At 36.9% G+C, this 18196-nt stretch carries 11 protein-coding genes; 6 read left to right on the top strand and 5 right to left on the bottom strand.

Features of this window, described 5'->3' with window-relative positions:
• Positions 1 to 137 precede the first annotated feature (137 nt).
• Positions 138 to 701, bottom strand: coding sequence for a lipid-binding SYLF domain-containing protein (locus tag ABX891_RS17705; RefSeq protein WP_024605345.1), 564 nt, complete (start codon positions 699 to 701; stop codon positions 138 to 140).
• A 149-nt stretch (positions 702 to 850) separates the two neighbouring features.
• Here ABX891_RS17705 and ABX891_RS17700 point away from each other — a divergent pair, with 149 nt between their 5' ends.
• The gene (locus tag ABX891_RS17700) at positions 851 to 2062 is read left to right on the top strand and encodes a tyrosine-type recombinase/integrase (RefSeq protein WP_354630257.1); all 1212 of its coding nucleotides are present in this window, start codon (positions 851 to 853) and stop codon (positions 2060 to 2062) included.
• Positions 2062 to 3261 (top strand): cation:proton antiporter, encoded by a 1200-nt coding sequence (locus ABX891_RS17695; RefSeq protein WP_354630256.1) that lies wholly within the window; start codon positions 2062 to 2064, stop codon positions 3259 to 3261. Before ABX891_RS17700 ends, ABX891_RS17695 begins: the two co-directional genes overlap by 1 nt.
• A 139-nt stretch (positions 3262 to 3400) precedes the next feature.
• Here ABX891_RS17695 and ydiJ read toward each other — a convergent pair whose 3' ends face one another.
• Positions 3401 to 6448 carry a D-2-hydroxyglutarate dehydrogenase YdiJ gene (gene ydiJ / locus ABX891_RS17690; RefSeq protein ID WP_354630255.1) on the bottom strand — a complete coding sequence of 1016 codons (3048 nt, stop codon included), beginning with the start codon at positions 6446 to 6448 and terminating at the stop codon, positions 3401 to 3403.
• A 692-nt stretch (positions 6449 to 7140) separates the two neighbouring features.
• Complete coding sequence (gene ppsA / locus ABX891_RS17685; RefSeq protein WP_354630254.1) at positions 7141 to 9516, bottom strand: phosphoenolpyruvate synthase; 2376 nt, start codon at positions 9514 to 9516, stop codon at positions 7141 to 7143.
• Between the two features lie 159 nt (positions 9517 to 9675).
• Between ppsA and ppsR the strand changes: the two genes are divergently transcribed.
• The gene (gene ppsR / locus ABX891_RS17680) at positions 9676 to 10485 is read left to right on the top strand and encodes a posphoenolpyruvate synthetase regulatory kinase/phosphorylase PpsR (protein WP_007583184.1); all 810 of its coding nucleotides are present in this window, start codon (positions 9676 to 9678) and stop codon (positions 10483 to 10485) included.
• Positions 10486 to 10548: 63 nt separating this feature from the next.
• Here ppsR and ABX891_RS17675 read toward each other — a convergent pair whose 3' ends face one another.
• Positions 10549 to 11898: a class II 3-deoxy-7-phosphoheptulonate synthase gene (locus ABX891_RS17675; protein WP_024596521.1), complete on the bottom strand. Its 1350-nt coding sequence runs from the start codon at positions 11896 to 11898 to the stop codon at positions 10549 to 10551.
• Positions 11899 to 12845: 947 nt separating this feature from the next.
• On the opposite strand from ABX891_RS17675, the gene ABX891_RS17670 reads away from it, so the two are divergent.
• The gene (locus ABX891_RS17670) at positions 12846 to 13721 is read left to right on the top strand and encodes a DNA replication terminus site-binding protein (protein WP_165723776.1); all 876 of its coding nucleotides are present in this window, start codon (positions 12846 to 12848) and stop codon (positions 13719 to 13721) included.
• A 69-nt stretch (positions 13722 to 13790) separates the two neighbouring features.
• On the opposite strand, the gene ABX891_RS17665 is transcribed toward ABX891_RS17670, so the two are convergent.
• Positions 13791 to 15005, bottom strand: coding sequence for a hypothetical protein (locus tag ABX891_RS17665; protein WP_024596523.1), 1215 nt, complete (start codon positions 15003 to 15005; stop codon positions 13791 to 13793).
• Positions 15006 to 15778: 773 nt separating this feature from the next.
• Here ABX891_RS17665 and ABX891_RS17660 point away from each other — a divergent pair.
• Positions 15779 to 17017, top strand: coding sequence for an AAA family ATPase (locus tag ABX891_RS17660; RefSeq protein ID WP_354630253.1), 1239 nt, complete (start codon positions 15779 to 15781; stop codon positions 17015 to 17017).
• A gap of 15 nt (positions 17018 to 17032) precedes the next feature.
• Positions 17033 to 17995, top strand: a complete 963-nt coding sequence (locus ABX891_RS17655; RefSeq protein WP_165743962.1) for a transcriptional regulator — start codon at positions 17033 to 17035, stop codon at positions 17993 to 17995.
• Positions 17996 to 18196 lie beyond the last annotated feature (201 nt).

Below are 18196 nucleotides of genomic sequence, written 5' to 3'. Positions count from 1 at the left end.
TAGCTTATATACCGTAGTGAAAAATTTTAGAATAAATAGAAACAACCCATAAATTACGTTATGTTAAATTACATGGGTTTTAATAAAGCGAGCGTGATTATACAAACCAGCTCGCTTTTAGGAGAGTAATTTGGAGGTTAATTAAGCTCTGAATCAACCCAAAACTTGGTACCTTTTAATACAGCTTGTAGTGCAAGGCCATTTTCGGTTACAGAATATACAGTAACTTGATCTGCAATTGCTTCGGCAACCAGTGCACCGCCTTTATCTTCATATTTTGCTGCTGCATCAGCGTTTCCGCCAAATGCCCAACCATGTTCAATAAATCTATTTAGTGCAGCTTGGTTATGAAAAACCATTACAACGTTAAAATCTTTTACACCTAAACCAAGCCCTAAACCTGCTTCCCCCATATTCATGTAAGTCGATTTACCAGTAAGGTTATTTTTAACCACGCCGTAACCGCCACCAAAACTGGCTAAAACAACATTTACGTTCGCGTTATCAAAAACAGCGTAACCAGCCGAATTAGCAATTTGTTTTTTAACGTCAGGTTTTTCAGCGTATAATTTATCTAATGTGTTTGTTTTCATACTTTGTACAAGTGAACGTTTTTCGCTTGGTGATGCACTACCTGTAGTAGCACACCCAGTTAACGCAACAGTTAAAGCCAGTACGCTTAGTATAATTAGTTTTTTCATAATTTTTTCCTTAATAAGATATAGCAACCAACAACCATAGAATAATCACAGTATTAAAATAATTAGAGCTTTGCTATGTCCAATACTAGACAGTATCGGACTTTAACGTTATTCTGTAAACCTATTATTTAATTGAATATTTATACATTATGCTTGTTGCTTTGGTTGATACGTTAAAACAATTAAGATATCAAATTGCCCATCTAGACGACGGTACTCTTAATTCAGAATACCCAGAACTTGCATCCTTTATACAGGAAGTTGGCTTGACTGTAACTGAATCAAAAGCCGATCTGACATTCTTATATCAGTTTTTATATGTTTATGGCCGAAAATCAGAAGCCACTTATAGCCGTTTTCGAAATGAGCTTGAACGCTTTTATTTATGGTCGTGGTTAATAGCAGAAAAATCAGTATTCGATTTAAAACGCGAAGATATTGAAGCTTACGTTGATTTTATGGTCGAACCCGATAAAACCTGGGCTGCAACTTCAGTGCAATGGCGTTATAAAGATGAGCAAGGAATTCGTAGGTTAAATCAAAATTGGCGCCCTTTTATGCTAAAAGTATCCACCGCCAGCCAACAAACTTTATCGGCTATGTTTACTGCCTTAAATGTATTTTATAAGTTTGCCCTACTCGAAGAAAAAACATTTGCGAACTTTGTCCCTGTTGTTAAAAAAAATAGCCCGTATTTAGTTGTTCAATCACAAATTCAAATTCCTGATACATTAAGTGATATTCAATGGGAATACGTTTTTGGTGTAACGCGTGATTTATGCGAACATAACCCTGATTTAGAGCGAAATTTATTTACGCTTGCCTGCCTAAAAGGTCTTTATTTACGAATATCAGAATTATCTGAGCGCCCACAATGGTCGCCGGTAATGTCTCATTTTTGGCAAGATAATGATGGATTTTGGTTTTTACGTATAATGGGTAAAGGTAATAAATTACGAGATGTAACCTTAAGTGATGATTTTGTTGAATATTTAAAACGATACAGGTTATATCGAGGGCTACCTGCCCTTCCTCGAGTTGATGAATCTGAGCCGTTAGTTCATAAAATTCGCGGTCAAGGTGGTATGACCGTAAGGCAAATTAGGCGATTAGTTCAACAAAGTTTTGATTATGCACAGCAATCATTACTTGATGATGGTTTTAAAGATGACGCTGAACAACTTGGCGCTGCAACGGCACATTGGCTTCGTCATACAGGTGCTACACATGATGCGCAAACCAGACCGCTCAAACATTTATCAGAAGATTTAGGCCATTCTAAAATTGCGACTACCGATCAAATTTATATTCAAACAAATATTAAAGAGCGAGCAAAATCAGGACTTAAAAGGAAAATTTAATGGAGTATTTAGTAATATCATTTATAGGCGGACTATTTTTAATTTATTCTTTAACACTTCGCCAGTTAGAAAAAACAGAGGTAACAGGCCCAATGTTTTTTGTTGTTGGGGGAATATGTTTAGCTTTAATGCTACCCAACGAAGGGGATAAAATAAAAGAAGGCGTTGATCTTTTATTACCATTTATAGAGCTTACGCTAAGTATATTTTTATTTTCTGATGCAGCTAAATCAAAGTTAAGTGTATTAAGGCATAGTTTTCAGTATCCTAGTTTACTGTTGTTTGTTGCCCTACCCTTAACTTTATTACTCGGTATTGCTGTTGCTTTATTTTTCTTTGCTGAGCTTTCACTTATTCAAGCGGCGTTGCTCGCTATTATTTTAACACCTACTGATGCGGCATTAAGTAAAGGGTTACTAGCAAGTACACAAGTGCCTGAAAAAATACGCGAAGGAATAAATACTGAAAGTGGTTTGAACGATGGATTATGTGTGCCCATATTTTTAATATTTATATTACTCGCTAAAAATCCTGACTCAGCTATTACTGCAACACAAACATTAAGTGTGTTTGGCCGAGAGCTTGGCCTGGCTCTATTAATAGCTATTACAAGTATCGCTGTTTTTATACCGAGTTTAAACTTTGCAATGAAACGTCATTACTTTGCACAAAATACCAGTCCATTTTTATTACTTGGTTATGCTATGGCTGTGTTTTCTGTTACTCAGTATTTTCATGGCAGTGGATTTATTGCGGTGTTTATTGCAGGTTTACTATTTGATAAATTTTCGACTGAAGAAGTTAGAACAGAATTAATTGAAGACTCAGAGCACATCGCAGATTTTACATCGCTAATGATTTGGTGTTTGTTTGGGTTTGTTTGTGCTTACTTAGTTATCCCGAAATTAAATACTGAAATTATAATTTACGCTTTATTAAGTACAACATTAATTAGAATAATTCCTGTTATGTTGTCACTGCAGTTTACGGCATTGAATATTAAAGAGCGTTTTACATTTGCGTGGTTTGGACCAAGAGGATTAGCATCAATTGTTTTTACATTGATGGTGATTGATACGCAAATAGAAAACAAATATCAAATAGCGACAATAGCAATGACGACTATTTTGTTTAGTGTATTTATTCACGGTATAAGTACAAAGCCAATTGCAGACAGTTTCGCTAAAAAATCTAAATAGCTTTTATAAAAATTAGTGAATTTTTTGACGAGGTATCAAGGCGTTTTTCCAGTCTCAAAAACGATCATTTAATTAAGCGAATGGGTATTAATAAAAAAGGCGTAACTTATTTTTAAGTTACGCCTTTTTTTAACTTTTATTATCTAAGTACCTGTGCGAGTAATTCAATTGGGTGTTTGGGTTTAAATTTCTCAAAACGTTTAACTTGGCTACGACAAGAAAAGCCCGTAGATAAAAGTTGCTCTGGTTTATTTTTATCTACAATTGGTTTCCAACTCATTTCGTAAAGTGCACGTGAGTTATCTTGATTTTGTGCTTCGTGGCCATAAGTCCCCGCCATTCCACAGCAACCTGTATTTGTTGTTTTTAATGTTAAACCAATATCACTGAAAATTGTTTGCCAAACATTTGCCGCTTTTGGCAGTGCAGTTGTTTCAGTACAGTGACTCAGTAATGTAAATTCGGTATCAGTATTTTGCTTTGCGTTTAGTGATTTAAACGATTGTGTTTCTAACCATTCATGGGCAAGTTGCACATTAAATTCACCACGGTTATTTTCTAAAATTGTATTATATTCATCGCGGTAACACATAACGAGTGAAGCATCTAAACCGACTAACGGTGCATTAATATCATTTAATTTATTTAAAAACTCAGCTGCATTTTTAGCTGTAACTTTAAATTCATGCAAAAAACCTTTTACGTGTTGCGGTTTACCATTTGGTTTAAAAGGTAATAGCATTGGTTTTTTGCCAAGTTGGGTTATTAAAGTAATAAAACTTTCTACTAGTTCGGCTTCGTAAAAGCTCGTAAATGGGTCTTGTACTATTAATACATATTCACTTTGTTGCTCTGCATTTAATTTATTTAATAAATCAAAATCAAATTTTTGTGTTTTAGTAATACGCTTTGAAAGTACAGGAATACTTAACTGTGGTGTATCAACATAGCCAACTGTTTTTTTAATAACATTGCTTACTAATGATGTTTTAACAATTGGGTTTATAACTTTTGCAAACTTTGCCATTAATGGCGCGCTGTTTTCTATGTTACCAACAAGGTAATCTTTTAGCGGGCGTGCATAATAACTATGATAATAATTTAGAAAGCGCGAACGAAAAGTAGGAACATCTACTTTAATTGGGCAGGCAGTTGTACATGCTTTACACGCTAAACATTCATCCATTGACGCTTTTACTTCGTGAGAAAAGTCGTAAATACCTTTTCGTTTTTCGCGGCTGTGAACAAAACGTTCCCACCAGGTGATTACTTCACCCTTGTTAAGCTGCTTTTCTACTTCGAGTAAATCTACATTTTTTGACTCTTGTAAACGAAGCCATTCGCGCATTAAACTTGCGCGTCCTTTTGGTGAATTACGACGATCGCCAGTTACTTTATACGATGGACACATAGGTGAATTTTCATCGTAATTAAAGCATATGCCATTACCATTACAGGTCATTGCATTGTTAAAACTGGTTTTAACTTCTATTGATATTTGCTTATCGAAGTGCGATCTCTTTTGTCCATCAACACTAACTAGTGAGTCTTCACTATCGATAGGAGTACATATTTTACCGGGGTTGATGCGGTTGTTAGGATCGAAAGCTGTTTTTATTTTACGAAGTTGCGTATATAAATGCTCACCAAAAAATTCAGGACTATATTCACTTCGGTAACCTTTACCGTGTTCGCCCCACATTAAACCACCGTACTTAGCGGTTAGTTTTACTACCTGATCTGAAATAGTTCGCAGTAGTTTTTCTTGTTCTGGGTCGCACATATCAAGTGCTGGGCGTACGTGTAAAACCCCAGCATCAACATGGCCAAACATACCATATTGTAAATTATGGCTGTCGAGTAATGCTCTAAATTCGACAATATAATCTGCTAAATTTTCAGGGGGTACAGCAGTGTCTTCTGCAAAGGCGAGTGGTTTTTGACTGCCTTTTACATTACCTAATAAACCCACTGATTTTTTACGCATTGCGTAAATTTTTAGTATATCGCTTTTATCACTGATTAACTGATATCCAATAACGCCATTAGTTTGATTTGCTACGCATTCATCTAGAAGCTTACAAAGTGTGTCTACTTTGTCTTTTATATCATCGTTTGATACTGCATTAAACTCGACCATGTTAAGGCCTTGCATATCTTTATTTGGTACGTCGGTTATTAAGTCCGATACTAAATTCCAAATGATGTCTTCACGCGCTAAGTTTAAAACTTTGCTATCTACGGTTTCTACCGATGTTGCGCGTGCATCAACTAAAAACGGTGAATGACGAAGTGCTGAGTCAAAGCTATCGTACTTGATATTAATAAGCGTTTTGAATTCGGCAATAGGCGTTAGGTTTAATTTAGCTTCAGTTACTATACCTAATGAGCCTTCTGAACCTGTTATTAGTCGGCTCATGTCAAAAGTAAGTAAGTCATCACTTAGCACATGCTCTAGGTCGTAGCCGGTTAAAAACCTATTTAACCGTGGAAACTTAGCTAAAATAGCTGCGCGTTCATTAACTGAAATATCTAAAACTGTTTTATATAAACTACCAATTAAAGAGTCTTGCTCGGCTATAATTTTTGCTTTGTCGATGTCTATTGGTGAGGTACACATAGGTGTACCATCGACTAAATAAGTTGTAAGCCCTAAAACATGATCGCTTGTTTTTCCGTAAACTAACGAACCTTGCCCAGAGGCGTCAGTACTTATCATGCCACCAATAGTTGCCCTGTTACTAGTAGATAAATCGGGTGAGAAGAAAAAACCATAAGGTTTTAAAAAGTCATTAAGTTGATCTTTTATTACGCCAGTTTGAACGCGTACCCAGCCTTCTTCTACATTTATTTCGAGGATTTCGCGCATATAGCGAGACAAATCTACAACAATACCTGGTGTTAACGATTGACCGTTTGTACCTGTTCCGCCACCACGAGGGCCAAAAGTTAATGATAAAAATGGGTCGCGAGATGCAGTTTGTAGTGCGAGTTGAATATCTTTTTCATTTTTTGGAAAAATAACACCTTGGGGTATTTCCTGATATACACTGTTATCGGTTGAAGCAGTAATACGCGTTGCATAACTGGCATCGGTATCTCCACTAAAACCTTGGCTTGCAATGGTACTTAGGTAATTTGCGACAAGTTCTGTCGCGGCATCTTGCTGTGTAATTGTTGTTATCATGACGGCGATATTTTAGGGCATTTGACTAATTATATCATGGTGATGGCGAATAGAAATTGAAGATTTTACAGTTTGTAACACTCTTTTAGTCGATTTTAATGCAGCTTAAATTATACTCAAGTTAACGAGTAATGAGGTGTGTTATATGAAAAAATTACTATTACAGATCAGTGGCGTGCTATTTATTTTGCTAGGATTATTTTTTGCGATCGTTCCTAGGGCGTGTTGACCTTTGGTTGTTGAATTTGCAGCAGTATGTTTGGTTTTTAGGCAAGGCAGAGCCTATGTAGTGTGGTTACTCCCCATAAATAGGCGATAACGCAGCATAAATACCAAACATGCGCTGCCCAATGGGTTCTTTCCAGGGACGATTAACTCTTTGTTGCTCGATTCTTACTTAGCCCACTAGGTTACAAACCTCGCGCCGCGATTTAATCGCCCCTAGATTGAACAAATTTCAATCCACAAAGATCAACACGCCCTTAGCCTTCACTTATATTTTTTATGGCGGGTTTATTGTGTTTTTCGTTTTACTACCCTAAAGCGCGACATTACTTATCACTTTGTCAAAAGGCGTTAACTAAATCATGTGCTTATTTAGATAAAAAAATAGCCCGTTAATTTAACTTTTAATTGGTTATAAAAAAATGCCAGCAATACATTGCTGGCATTTTTTATAGCTTACCTATTTATTACTTTGCTAATTTTTTAGCTAGGTATAACCATGTTTCTATTACTGTGTCTGGATTGAGTGAAACAGAGTCAATGCCCTGCTCTACTAACCATGCTGCAAAGTCTTCGTGATCTGAAGGACCTTGACCACAAATACCTACGTACTTGCCTTTTTCTTTAGCTGTTTTAATTGCCATAGAAAGTAGTTTTTTAATTGCTGGGTTACGCTCATCAAATAAATGTGCGATTAAACCAGAATCACGGTCAAGACCAAGCGTTAACTGTGTTAAATCGTTAGAGCCGATAGAAAAACCATCAAACATTTCTAAAAATTCATCAGCAAGTAATGCATTTGAAGGCAGCTCACACATCATGATTACTTTAAGACCATTTTCACCACGTTTAAGGCCATGCTCTTCAAGTAGTTCAATTACGCGTTTACCTTCTTCAAGGGTACGTACGAATGGGATCATGATTTCAATGTTTGCCATATCCATATCGTTTCTTACGCGTTTTATAGCTTCACATTCTAGTGCAAAACAATCGCGGAAGTCTTCAGATATATAACGGGCGGCGCCACGAAAACCAATCATTGGGTTTTCTTCTTCTGGCTCGTATTGCTGACCGCCAACTAGGTTTGCGTATTCGTTTGATTTAAAATCAGACATACGCACAATTACACGCTCTGGTGCAAAAGCACAACCAAGCGTTGAAATACCTTCAACCAGTTTTGTTATGTAAAATTCTACTGGTGATTCGTAACCGGCAATCATGTCAGTAATTTCTGCTTTTAATGCATCTGTTTGAGCATCAAAATTTAATAACGCTTTAGGATGAACACCAATCATACGGTTGATGATAAATTCAACTCGCGCAAGGCCAACACCTGCATGCGGTAAGCGTGCAAAGTCAAAGGCGCGATCGGGGTTACCCACGTTCATCATTACTTTCATTGGTAGTTCTGGCATTTTATCAACGCGTGACGTTAGTATTTCAAAATCTAAAATACCTTCGTAAATAAAGCCGGTATCGCCTTCGGCGCACGATACTGTTACTTCTTGTCCCGCTTTAATTAAATCAGTTGCATTACCACAACCAACAACAGCCGGAATACCAAGTTCGCGTGCAATGATTGCCGCGTGACAGGTACGGCCACCACGATTTGTAACAATCGCTGCTGCACGTTTCATGATTGGTTCCCAGTCAGGGTCGGTCATATCGGTTACTAAAATGTCGCCTACTTGTACCTGGTCCATTTCTTTAATTGAATCAAGAACACGTACAACACCGCTACCAATTTTGTGACCAATTGCACGGCCTTCAACAAGTACATTACTTGTGCCATTTAATTGAAAACGTTCCATTACGTTTGAGTCTTCGTTTGAGCGGACAGTTTCTGGACGTGCTTGAACTATATATAGTTTGCCGTCGTTTCCGTCTTTTGCCCATTCGATGTCCATAGGACGACCGTAATGTTTTTCAATGATTACAGCTTGTTTGGCAAGATCTTGCACTTCTTCATCTGTAATCGAAAATTTATTAGAAAGCTCAGGGTCAACATCAACGATGTCTACTTGCTTACCATGTGCTTTGTCTTCTGAGTAAATCATTTGTATGGCTTTAGAACCAATATTACGACGTACTACTGAAGGTTTGTTTTTAAGGAGTGTTGGTTTATGAACATAAAATTCATCAGGGTTAACCGCGCCCTGTACAACCATTTCACCTAAGCCGTAGCTTGATGTAATAAATACAACGTCTTCAAAACCAGACTCTGTATCAATACTAAACATTACGCCAGATGCTGATTTATCTGAACGTACCATGCGCTGTATACCTGCTGATAACGCTACACCACGGTGATCGTAACCTTGGTGAACACGATATGAGATTGCGCGGTCATTAAATAATGAAGCAAATACGTGTTTAATAGCGACCATGACTGAATCGATACCGACAACGTTAAGGAAAGTTTCTTGTTGGCCTGCGAATGATGCATCTGGCATATCTTCAGCGGTAGCTGATGAACGTACTGCAAATGAAACATCTGCTGCAGTATCGCCATGGATTTGGCTATATGCGTCGCGAATGGCTTGATCTAGGTTTGGTTGGAATGGTGTGTCGATTATCCATTGGCGGATATCGGCACCGACTTTAGCGAGTGTATTTACATCATCAACATCAAGTGTATCTAGGATGTCATGAATTTTGGCGGTGAGTCCTGATTGATCTAGAAACTCATTAAAAGCATCTGCGGTAGTTGCAAAACCACCCGGTACTTGTACACCTGCGTTTGCGAGGTTTGAAATCATTTCGCCAAGTGACGCGTTTTTACCGCCAACTCGAGGAACATCTTGCATACCAAGCTCTTGATACCAGAGAACGTATTCTTGCACGGATCTTTCTCCAAAAAAAAAACAAATTGTAGGTCTAACTGTGAGAGTTAAGAAAGAAAACCTTTTATAAAGGTCGTCATCATTCTACACTGGCAACAGTCCTCACGTAAACCGTGGGAAACCCATTTTAGGGATTTAAACGCAATAAAAAGGTTAATTATGAGAACTGCTTTTTATATATCAGATGGAACAGCAATTACTTCAGAGGTATTTGGGCATGCGACTTTGTCGTTGTTTCCTATCGATTTTAATCATAAAACAATTCCATTTGTAGAAACTGAAGAAAAAGCGCACGAAATTAAAGCTTTAATTAATGCAACCGCTGCAAAAACAGGTGAAAAGCCTTTCGTGTTTTTTACTTTTGTGAATCACAATTTAAGTGAAATTATAAAATCGGCTGATGCAGTTACGTATGATTTTTTAACTACGTATAGCGAAAAAATAGAAAAAGAACTCAATGTAGCCCCTGTTCCAAAAATGCATCGTACGCATTCTATCCACGAAAAAAGTTATGATTTTAGAATTGATGCGGTTAACTATGCGCTTATGAATGATGATGGCGGAAATATTAAAAACTTTTCCGAGGCAGACATCATTTTAATTGGCGTTAGCAGAAGTGGTAAAACCCCGACAAGCTTATACTTAGCACTGCAGTACGGCATTAAAGCGGCTAACTACCCTATTACAGAAGAAGATTTAGATAATGAAGGTTTGCCTAAATGTTTAGTCCCTTATAAACATAAGTTATTTGGGCTCACGATTGACCCTGAGAGGCTTGCTGCTATAAGGCATCGACGTATGGCTAACTCTAAGTATGCTTCAATTAAACAGTGTCGTATTGAGGTGCGCGAAGTAGAAATGTTGTATAAGCGTCACAAAATAGCTTACTTTAATTCTACGCATCATTCTGTTGAAGAAATTTCTGCAAAAATACTGATAGAGACAGACTTGGAGCGACGTAAGTACTAACTTAGTCATCAAATTTGAAATAAAAAAAACCGCAACTAAGCGGTTTTTTTGTATCAATAAATATTATTTACGTGCGTCTTTTAGTAAATCAGCGACTAAAAAGCCTAACTCTAATACTTGGTCGGCGTTAAGGCGTGGATCACACTGCGTTTTGTAACGCTGTGCTAAGTCATCGTCAGATAAACCGTAAGCACCGCCTGTACATTCTGTTACGTGCTGACCTGTCATTTCTAGGTGAACACCACCTGCGTATGAACCTTCAGCTTTGTGTACAGCGAAGAACTGACTGATCTCGCGCATGATATTATCGAAGTTACGCGTTTTGTAACCTGAAGTCGCTTTTTCAGTATTACCGTGCATTGGATCTGAGCTCCAAATTACTTTACGGCCTTCTTGTTGAACTCTTCTTACTAGTGCTGGGAGTTTTTCTGGTAGTACGTCTGCACCCATACGCGTAATTAGCGTTAAACGACCAGGAATATTATCTGGGTTTAATGCGTCAATTAAACGAATTAGGTCGTCAGGGTCCATACCTGGGCCAACTTTAACACCAATTGGGTTTTTAATGCCTTTAAAGAATTCAATATGTGCATGGTCTAGTTGGCGTGTACGTTCACCAATCCAAACAAAGTGAGCAGAACAATCGTACCAGTCACCTGATAAATGGTCGCGACGTGTTAGTGCCTCTTCGTAACCAAGTAGTAAAGCTTCGTGAGAAGTGTATAAATCGGTTTCTTTTAAGCTTGGTGCAATTGTAGAGTTAATTCCGCACACTTCCATAAACTCTAGTGCGTCTTGAATTTTATCTGCAAGTTGTTGGTATTTTTCTTTAAGTGGATTTGCAGCAACAAAGCCCATGTTCCAGCGGTTAACCTGGTGAAGATCGGCTAGGCCACCTTGTGCAAATGCACGTAATAAGTTTAACGTAGCAGCACTATGATGGTATGCAGTCATTAAACGTTGAGGGTCTGGAATGCGCGCTTCTTCTGTAAACTCAATATTATTAATAATGTCGCCACGGTAAGATGGTAAAGACACGCCATTAATTGTTTCTAAGTCTGCTGAACGAGGTTTAGCGTATTGACCAGCCATACGCGCTATTTTAACTACTGGGCATTTACCGCCATAAGTTAATACAACAGCCATTTGTAAAATTGTTTTGAATGTATCGCGAATATTAGCGGCATTAAAATCGCTAAACGACTCGGCACAGTCACCACCTTGAAGTAAAAATGCACGACCTTCGCACACGTCTTCAAGTTGTTTGAATAGGCTTCTTGTTTCTTCTGCAAAAACTAGAGGCGGAGCCGTTTTTAATTGGCCTTCTACTGATTTAAGTATTTCTTGATCTGGGTACTGTGGCTGCTGCAGTATTGGCAGCTCTCTCCAGCTATTTGGGTTCCACGATGACATAATTTTTCCTCATTCCTACATTACCTGATAAGAAGAAATTAACGTATGCAGACCCCTATGTTCAAGGACTAAATTCACTATTTTCCAATTATTTAGTTATGAGTTAAGTATAAAAGTAATTTTACTTAACTTAGGCGGTTATATAACAATCACTTTAGTTTTATTTTAAATAAACTAAAGTGATTAAAAACATACAATTAGAGTTAATTAGTTTCAATTTTAACACATTGAGAATAAATAAAGCACAAGGGTATATTATATGTATTTTACTTAAGAACACATCATACTTAAATTGCATCAAATGTAATCTTAGCTTTACGCGCTAAATTAATTATTAACTAACAGGGACTATGTGCAGGCCTAAATATATGATATGTCATTTTGTGTTGCTCATTTATATGTACTTTAAGCCTAGTAGAATAACGCTGTTGATTATTCTCATGCCAGAATATACTTACAACTGACACAAGGTTAATCTGCTGATTCACCCCTCATCTTCCCACCCTGCCGTCAGCGTTATTTAGCAAGTTGTGATAACTAAAAACTTAACTGCCAGTGATGCCTTAAATGGCTCTCATGTAAAAAGCATGTATGACATTGTAAGGTTTTGGATGATAGACCCATAGTTAAACACGTTATAATATTAATCACTAATTAGAGAAACAACCAAAACCCACACTATTATTTAGAATACAACCGCACCAAGTTCATTTTACATTCCTCATTTATTACACTACATGGGCAATTAAGCTCTAAGCGGACTAACTCTTTAATCAATAAAACAGTATTACAGGAATAAATAGAACTATCCACCCTCGGAAAGAACACATCATACTTATTTTTTTTAGTATTATCTGAACATCGAGTATTATTTTGTTAAAAATTTACACAAAGCAAAGTGCATGCAATAATATGGAATTGGTAAGATGTGTTCTTTGAGGTGTGCCGTGGTTACTAAAGTGCAAATTAGGAGTCAGTTTGATTTAATGAACGAATTAACTTTAAGGTTAATTGAAGAATTAAACGAATGTGAGTTTTCCAGAGCAGAGTACTATCAGTTACCTGATGTAAGTAATTTAGATGAAAATAAGGTTCCAGAGTCCATACTTGTCTCTAAAATAACTGGAGCGCCGGCTCAAAAGGCAATTTTAAACTCCTTTTCTGACATTTATAAAAAATCGGGCTTAAGCAGTCGCGTGTTAAAAAGACACCCTGGTTTACTTGTTATTAAAAATGCAGATAAACAAGCTTTAAATAATCGTATAGCACAGGTTAACAAAGCTAAAGCTAGTTTCAAAGAGTGTATATTGGCAATTGATAATAACGATGCCCGATTTGAGGCTGTTCATAATGCAATACCAAATTTAATAACACTTGCTGCTTATCGTAAGATTCACAGTGAGAGTGAATCACCATTTTCTGTTAGGTTTACTTGGATGCACAAGCACGCAACTAAAACGTTGACTAAAAAAATGGCCCTTGAAATGCTCGACAAATCGGCCAGTTATCGAAATCCAAGAATGATAGATCAGCAAAAATGGCAATCACTTGTAGCTCAAGAACAATTACGGGTTGCTAGTTTAGGTGAAAAGGAAAAATTAAGAATTCGTCGCCCTACTCGCGTAAGCCCTCAAGTTAATGTGAGATACACAGCACAAAACCGCTATCATGTGAGCGCCGCATTACCATTTATTCTGATTAATCCAGAACCAGACGTTAAACTAGGTATCTTACCTGATTATAAAAAACCCGAAGCTCATCCTCGAAAACGTGAGTATGATTTTTTAGTTGATAGGCTATATTTAGAACAAGTTGACCGATAGCTATTATGTTAAAAAGGCCACAATATGTGGCCTTTTTAGTAAATATGTACAGTATTTAAATAACGTTTATTATTTTTCTACTATCTCTTCTATTTTATCTTCATCAATTAACACTGCATTTTCAACAATACGTTTACCGCCTTGAATCTCAATGCGTTTGTTGTGTTTGTTCAATGTAAGTATTTCATCGCAAAACTGATCAGACGGGTGCATTTCGTATGTGTAATCAATAATGTTACCAGTTTTGTCATCTTTGACGTTTGTAATGCTGTATTCTGATATAGCACCTTTTTCAATCAAATCTTTCATTGTGGTGGTCATATCACGACGAAGCGCTTTTAATTTATTTTCCGTAATATCATCAGTTGAATAAATAGATCCGTATTTTTCCATAATAGAAAGTAATCTAAAATGATAAGTTTTACCTGGAGCTGCATAACGCCAAAGGTGATACAAACGCAGCATCATCCAACGCGACAATCCCCGTTTTAATTCTTGTGCACTATTAAAGTAATACCCTTTGTATTCAAGGTTATCAATCATGTTATGAACAAACGCATTTAAGCAGGCCACACACTTTACATTGCCACCTTGACCTTTTTTGCCACTAAAGTGAAGTGACGATAAAAAGTTCATATTTGACTCGTAAAACGAATCATCTATATCGGAGTTTTTAGTATCGGTTGCTGAATATTTAAATGAAAGTTTAGAACCTTGCAATGCTTCAAGTGACTCTTTAATAGCAGGATATGGCATTGACTGCCCTACCGCTTTGAGCTCTTGCGCTAATTCGTTCATAGAAAAAACAACCGCGTATTGAATACCGGACTTAAAATTAATTTTTACTATTTTGCCTTTAGAAGCTAAACGAATAAGTGCTCGTTCTACTTTTTCTTCTCTGTCCGATGGCCAAACAAGATACTCAATATCTTCGCCATCTTTACGAGTACTGACAACAGCAGGGGTAATTTTTATCTCACCATCGTATAAAATACCATCTACTTTTTCTGATATTTTACGCGTAATGATTGTTTTTTTAGGCGCTTCTTCAAGTGGCAATTTTTTATAGCCAGAGCGAACAAAACGGCCCCACAAATCATAATGATTAAACGTGTTTGAATATGCACGTAAACCATGAGCTGCATTTTCAATAGAAATTCGCACGTCTTTGTTGTCTGTAAATAGTGCTAAACTTTCGTTATCAATTGCACTTTCCACCCCGTGGATTTGGCCCCTGAGTGTATCGGGCAAATTATCTACCGAGATGTTGACCTTTCGGCTCATTGTTCTTATTTCCATTTTTATTGCGACATCTAATAACAACACATTAAACAACAAAAGTTAAATGTTTAAGTTAGTATAAAAGTGATCTGACTTTAAATAAAACGTTTAGATCACTATTATACTAAGTAATGTACATAACTTGCGATTTCAGATCATATTTTTACTAACTGGGTCATCACAAATCTGTTTTTTACTAACTCAGCTGTTATTTTGTCCATCACAATGGCTTTATTTTAAAATTTAGCACGACAAATTCACAATAAAATTAATATCCCTGTGGATAAAGGCTTATCGAGTTAGCATAGATCTGATCTGTACCAAGTACAGATCAGATCTATACTAATTAAACGAACCTATTGACGCTAAGGTTAGTGCATAACTTTATAATTTACTTAGTAAAAAGTTGATCTCAAGGGCTCTTTTTGTTCATAACCTTATGCGCAACCTGTGTATAACTTGATTTAAAAAATAAGGCTTAGTAAAAAGGTGATCTGCAGGTAGATAAAGATCTGATCTTAACCAAGTATAACGCTGATCTGCTTTTTTTTATATTGTTTATATTAATCATAATGTTATGTGTTAATTTTAGGCCCTTAACCTTTACTACCTTATATATTTAACCACCTTTAAACTTCTTTATTTATACTAAGCAATATTAAAAGTGTAAAAGTATTTTTAAATGTCTTCTTTTTAAAACGCATGTCGTCTTAAATAGTTGTTTACAGCAATTTGAATGGACATTATACTAACTGCCTAACTTTGAGGAAGAAAGTATGTCTATCAATAATAACGCGTTAAGTACCTACCGGCTTTTAAAAGCAACTGCCGAAGTAGCTGAAAAATCATTAGAAGGTCGTATTCAGCACTATCGTGCTCATCTTAAATCAGAAGAAAAAGAATTAAGAACTTATACGCAAAAAGCAGCTGCTGATTTATTAGGTTGTAATAATCGTACTTTAAAAAGACGTCATGATAATGGCGACTTTGATGATTTAAACATAAAACGCGGCGCCAATGGTCATTATGCTTACACATTAGTAAACATTTTTGCTATGGCTGATATTATGGATATTAAACCAGATCTTCGTACTGGTGATGACAAACTGCAAGTTATTGTCATTAATTCTCTCAAAGGTGGCTGTGGCAAAACAACCAGCATGGTTAATATTGCAGCAGCGCTGGCAACTACAAATATTAAGCGCTATCGCATTGGAATAATTGATTTAGATCCTCAAGGCTCTTCTTCAAGCTTTTTTCCTTCAAGCGAGCATGACCCAATTACTGTTGGTGATTTAATGCGTGATTGTATAGATTTAGATGAGGGCGAAACATGGCCTGAATTTGTTTCAAACTCATTTTTACCAACGCATATCCCAAATATTCGTGTACTACCATCAGGTATGGACGATTTTTATTTTGAGCACGAAACTGCAACATTACTCAAAGACACCTCAAATTATGAGCAAACTCGTCATTACCATAAGTTACTTGAAAAAGTAATTAACCCTGTTAAAGACGAGTTTGATATTATATTAATAGATACAGCTCCAACTCTTAACTTTATGTTTTATAATGCATTAATGGCTTCTACTGCGATGCTTATTCCTGTTCATCCTGAAGCTGTAGACTTTGATGCTAATAATAAATATTTAAAACGACTAGGTGAGATTTACCATACCGTTGCGGCACTTGGCCATGAGGGATGGGACTTTATGCAGTTTTTAGTTACCAACTATGTAAAAGGTAATCACTCACAGCGCGATATTGTTAAAGATGTTCGTAGTGCATTCGGTCGCCAAGTTATGAGTTACCCAATCAACCACAGCTCGGCGATTACTGCTAGCTCTTCGTCTTTCAATACTATTTTTGATCAAAAAGCGTCAGACAGCTTAGCAAGCCGTGAATCACTAATGCGCGCTCAAGAAAATATTAAAGATGTGGTCGATGAGCTAGAAATGCTTATTCGTTCAAATTGGCAGTCAACTCAATCAACACTCAATACCCCTAAGTAAGGATGTTAAATAAAAATGGCTAAAAAACGTAAAAATGACACCCGCTTAGATCCATTTGCAACAGCTGTAGGAAGTAGTAGCCTTGACGCATTACTTGAACAAGCAAATGCTGGTGATGTAATTCGCATGCCAGCACCGAGCGATCCTGAGCGCCAAATTACACTTATTTGCAAAGTGATCGCACACGCTGACATTGAATCTACAACTGGTGTATACGGTAAAAATCGCCGTGTACAAGCACTTCTTAACGAAAAGTCAGTATCGGATATTTTACCTGCCATTGCAGAGGATGGCCGTAATCAGCACCCTGCGTTACTTTGGGATCAGGGTGATAAAAGCTTAGTCTTAGCGGGTTCTCGCCGTCGTATGGCCTGTATTTTAGGTAACGCTGATTATTTAGTACTTAGTTCAAGTGACTTTACTGAGCAAGACGCTAAAATTTTAGCAGTATCTTCAGATCAATATATCGCTCCAAGTTTATGGGAGCTAGGACAAGCTTACCAGCAAACTAAAAATGAGCTTATTGAACAAGGCAAAAAAGGATCTTACAGAGAGATTGCTGCAATTGAAGGTGTATCACACACCGCCATTGCAGATGCTGTTAAAGCGTATGAACAAATACCTGCTGAAGTTATTGCACTCTACCCTACTGCGAATCACGTGGGTCGCGAAGTGGCTAAAAAGCTCATGAGCGCAAAGGAGAGAGACCAAGAGGCGTTTAATCAGCTTGTTAGTGACTTAGCTAGCGATGAAGAGCTAAACGCCATTACAAGTGACGACAAGCGTGCAATGGCAATCACCAAATGCCTAACTGCTGAGCCTCAAGTTGCTGTTAAGCGTGAAGCTGTACTTGAAAATAAGTTTGTATCGGTACAACGCAATTTAAAAAGTGGTGATGTGTCTATCAAAATTGACAATAAAGTGATGACAGACAAACGCTTAGAACAATTAACTAAGCTATTAAGTGCCTTTAATTAGTTAGTTAAATAATGATCTGTCAGACATGTCTACTTAGTTAAATAGTGATCTGACAGATTGTTTTGTTAGTAAAAATCTGATCTTTACTAGCCTAATCCTACCTTAAATAATCATATTTCCTCTTCAAGATCACTTTTTTACTAACTAATCGCCCCCTTTTAGCTATTTGCTCTTGGTTTATTATCATTGTTAGTAAAATTG

The sequence above is a fragment of the Pseudoalteromonas sp. NCIMB 1079 genome, assembly GCF_040567695.1.
GTDB classification, from domain to species: Bacteria; Pseudomonadota; Gammaproteobacteria; order Enterobacterales; family Alteromonadaceae; genus Pseudoalteromonas; species Pseudoalteromonas distincta.
Note: the sequence above shows the minus strand (reverse complement) of the source record. Positions and strands in the feature narration are given on the sequence as shown.

Excerpts from the sequence above, each read along its gene's own strand:
- ABX891_RS17695 (WP_354630256.1), top strand. The coding sequence starts at position 2,062 with ATGGAGTATTTAGTAATATCATTTATAGGCGGACTATTTTTAATTTAT.
- ABX891_RS17655 (WP_165743962.1), top strand. The coding sequence starts at position 17,033 with ATGGCTAAAAAACGTAAAAATGACACCCGCTTAGATCCATTTGCAACA.
- ppsR (WP_007583184.1), top strand. The coding sequence starts at position 9,676 with ATGAGAACTGCTTTTTATATATCAGATGGAACAGCAATTACTTCAGAG.
- ABX891_RS17665 (WP_024596523.1), bottom strand. The coding sequence starts at position 15,005 with ATGAGCCGAAAGGTCAACATCTCGGTAGATAATTTGCCCGATACACTC.
- ydiJ (WP_354630255.1), bottom strand. The coding sequence starts at position 6,448 with ATGATAACAACAATTACACAGCAAGATGCCGCGACAGAACTTGTCGCA.
- ABX891_RS17700 (WP_354630257.1), top strand. The coding sequence starts at position 851 with ATGCTTGTTGCTTTGGTTGATACGTTAAAACAATTAAGATATCAAATT.
- ABX891_RS17675 (WP_024596521.1), bottom strand. The coding sequence starts at position 11,898 with ATGTCATCGTGGAACCCAAATAGCTGGAGAGAGCTGCCAATACTGCAG.
- ABX891_RS17705 (WP_024605345.1), bottom strand. The coding sequence starts at position 701 with ATGAAAAAACTAATTATACTAAGCGTACTGGCTTTAACTGTTGCGTTA.
- ABX891_RS17660 (WP_354630253.1), top strand. The coding sequence starts at position 15,779 with ATGTCTATCAATAATAACGCGTTAAGTACCTACCGGCTTTTAAAAGCA.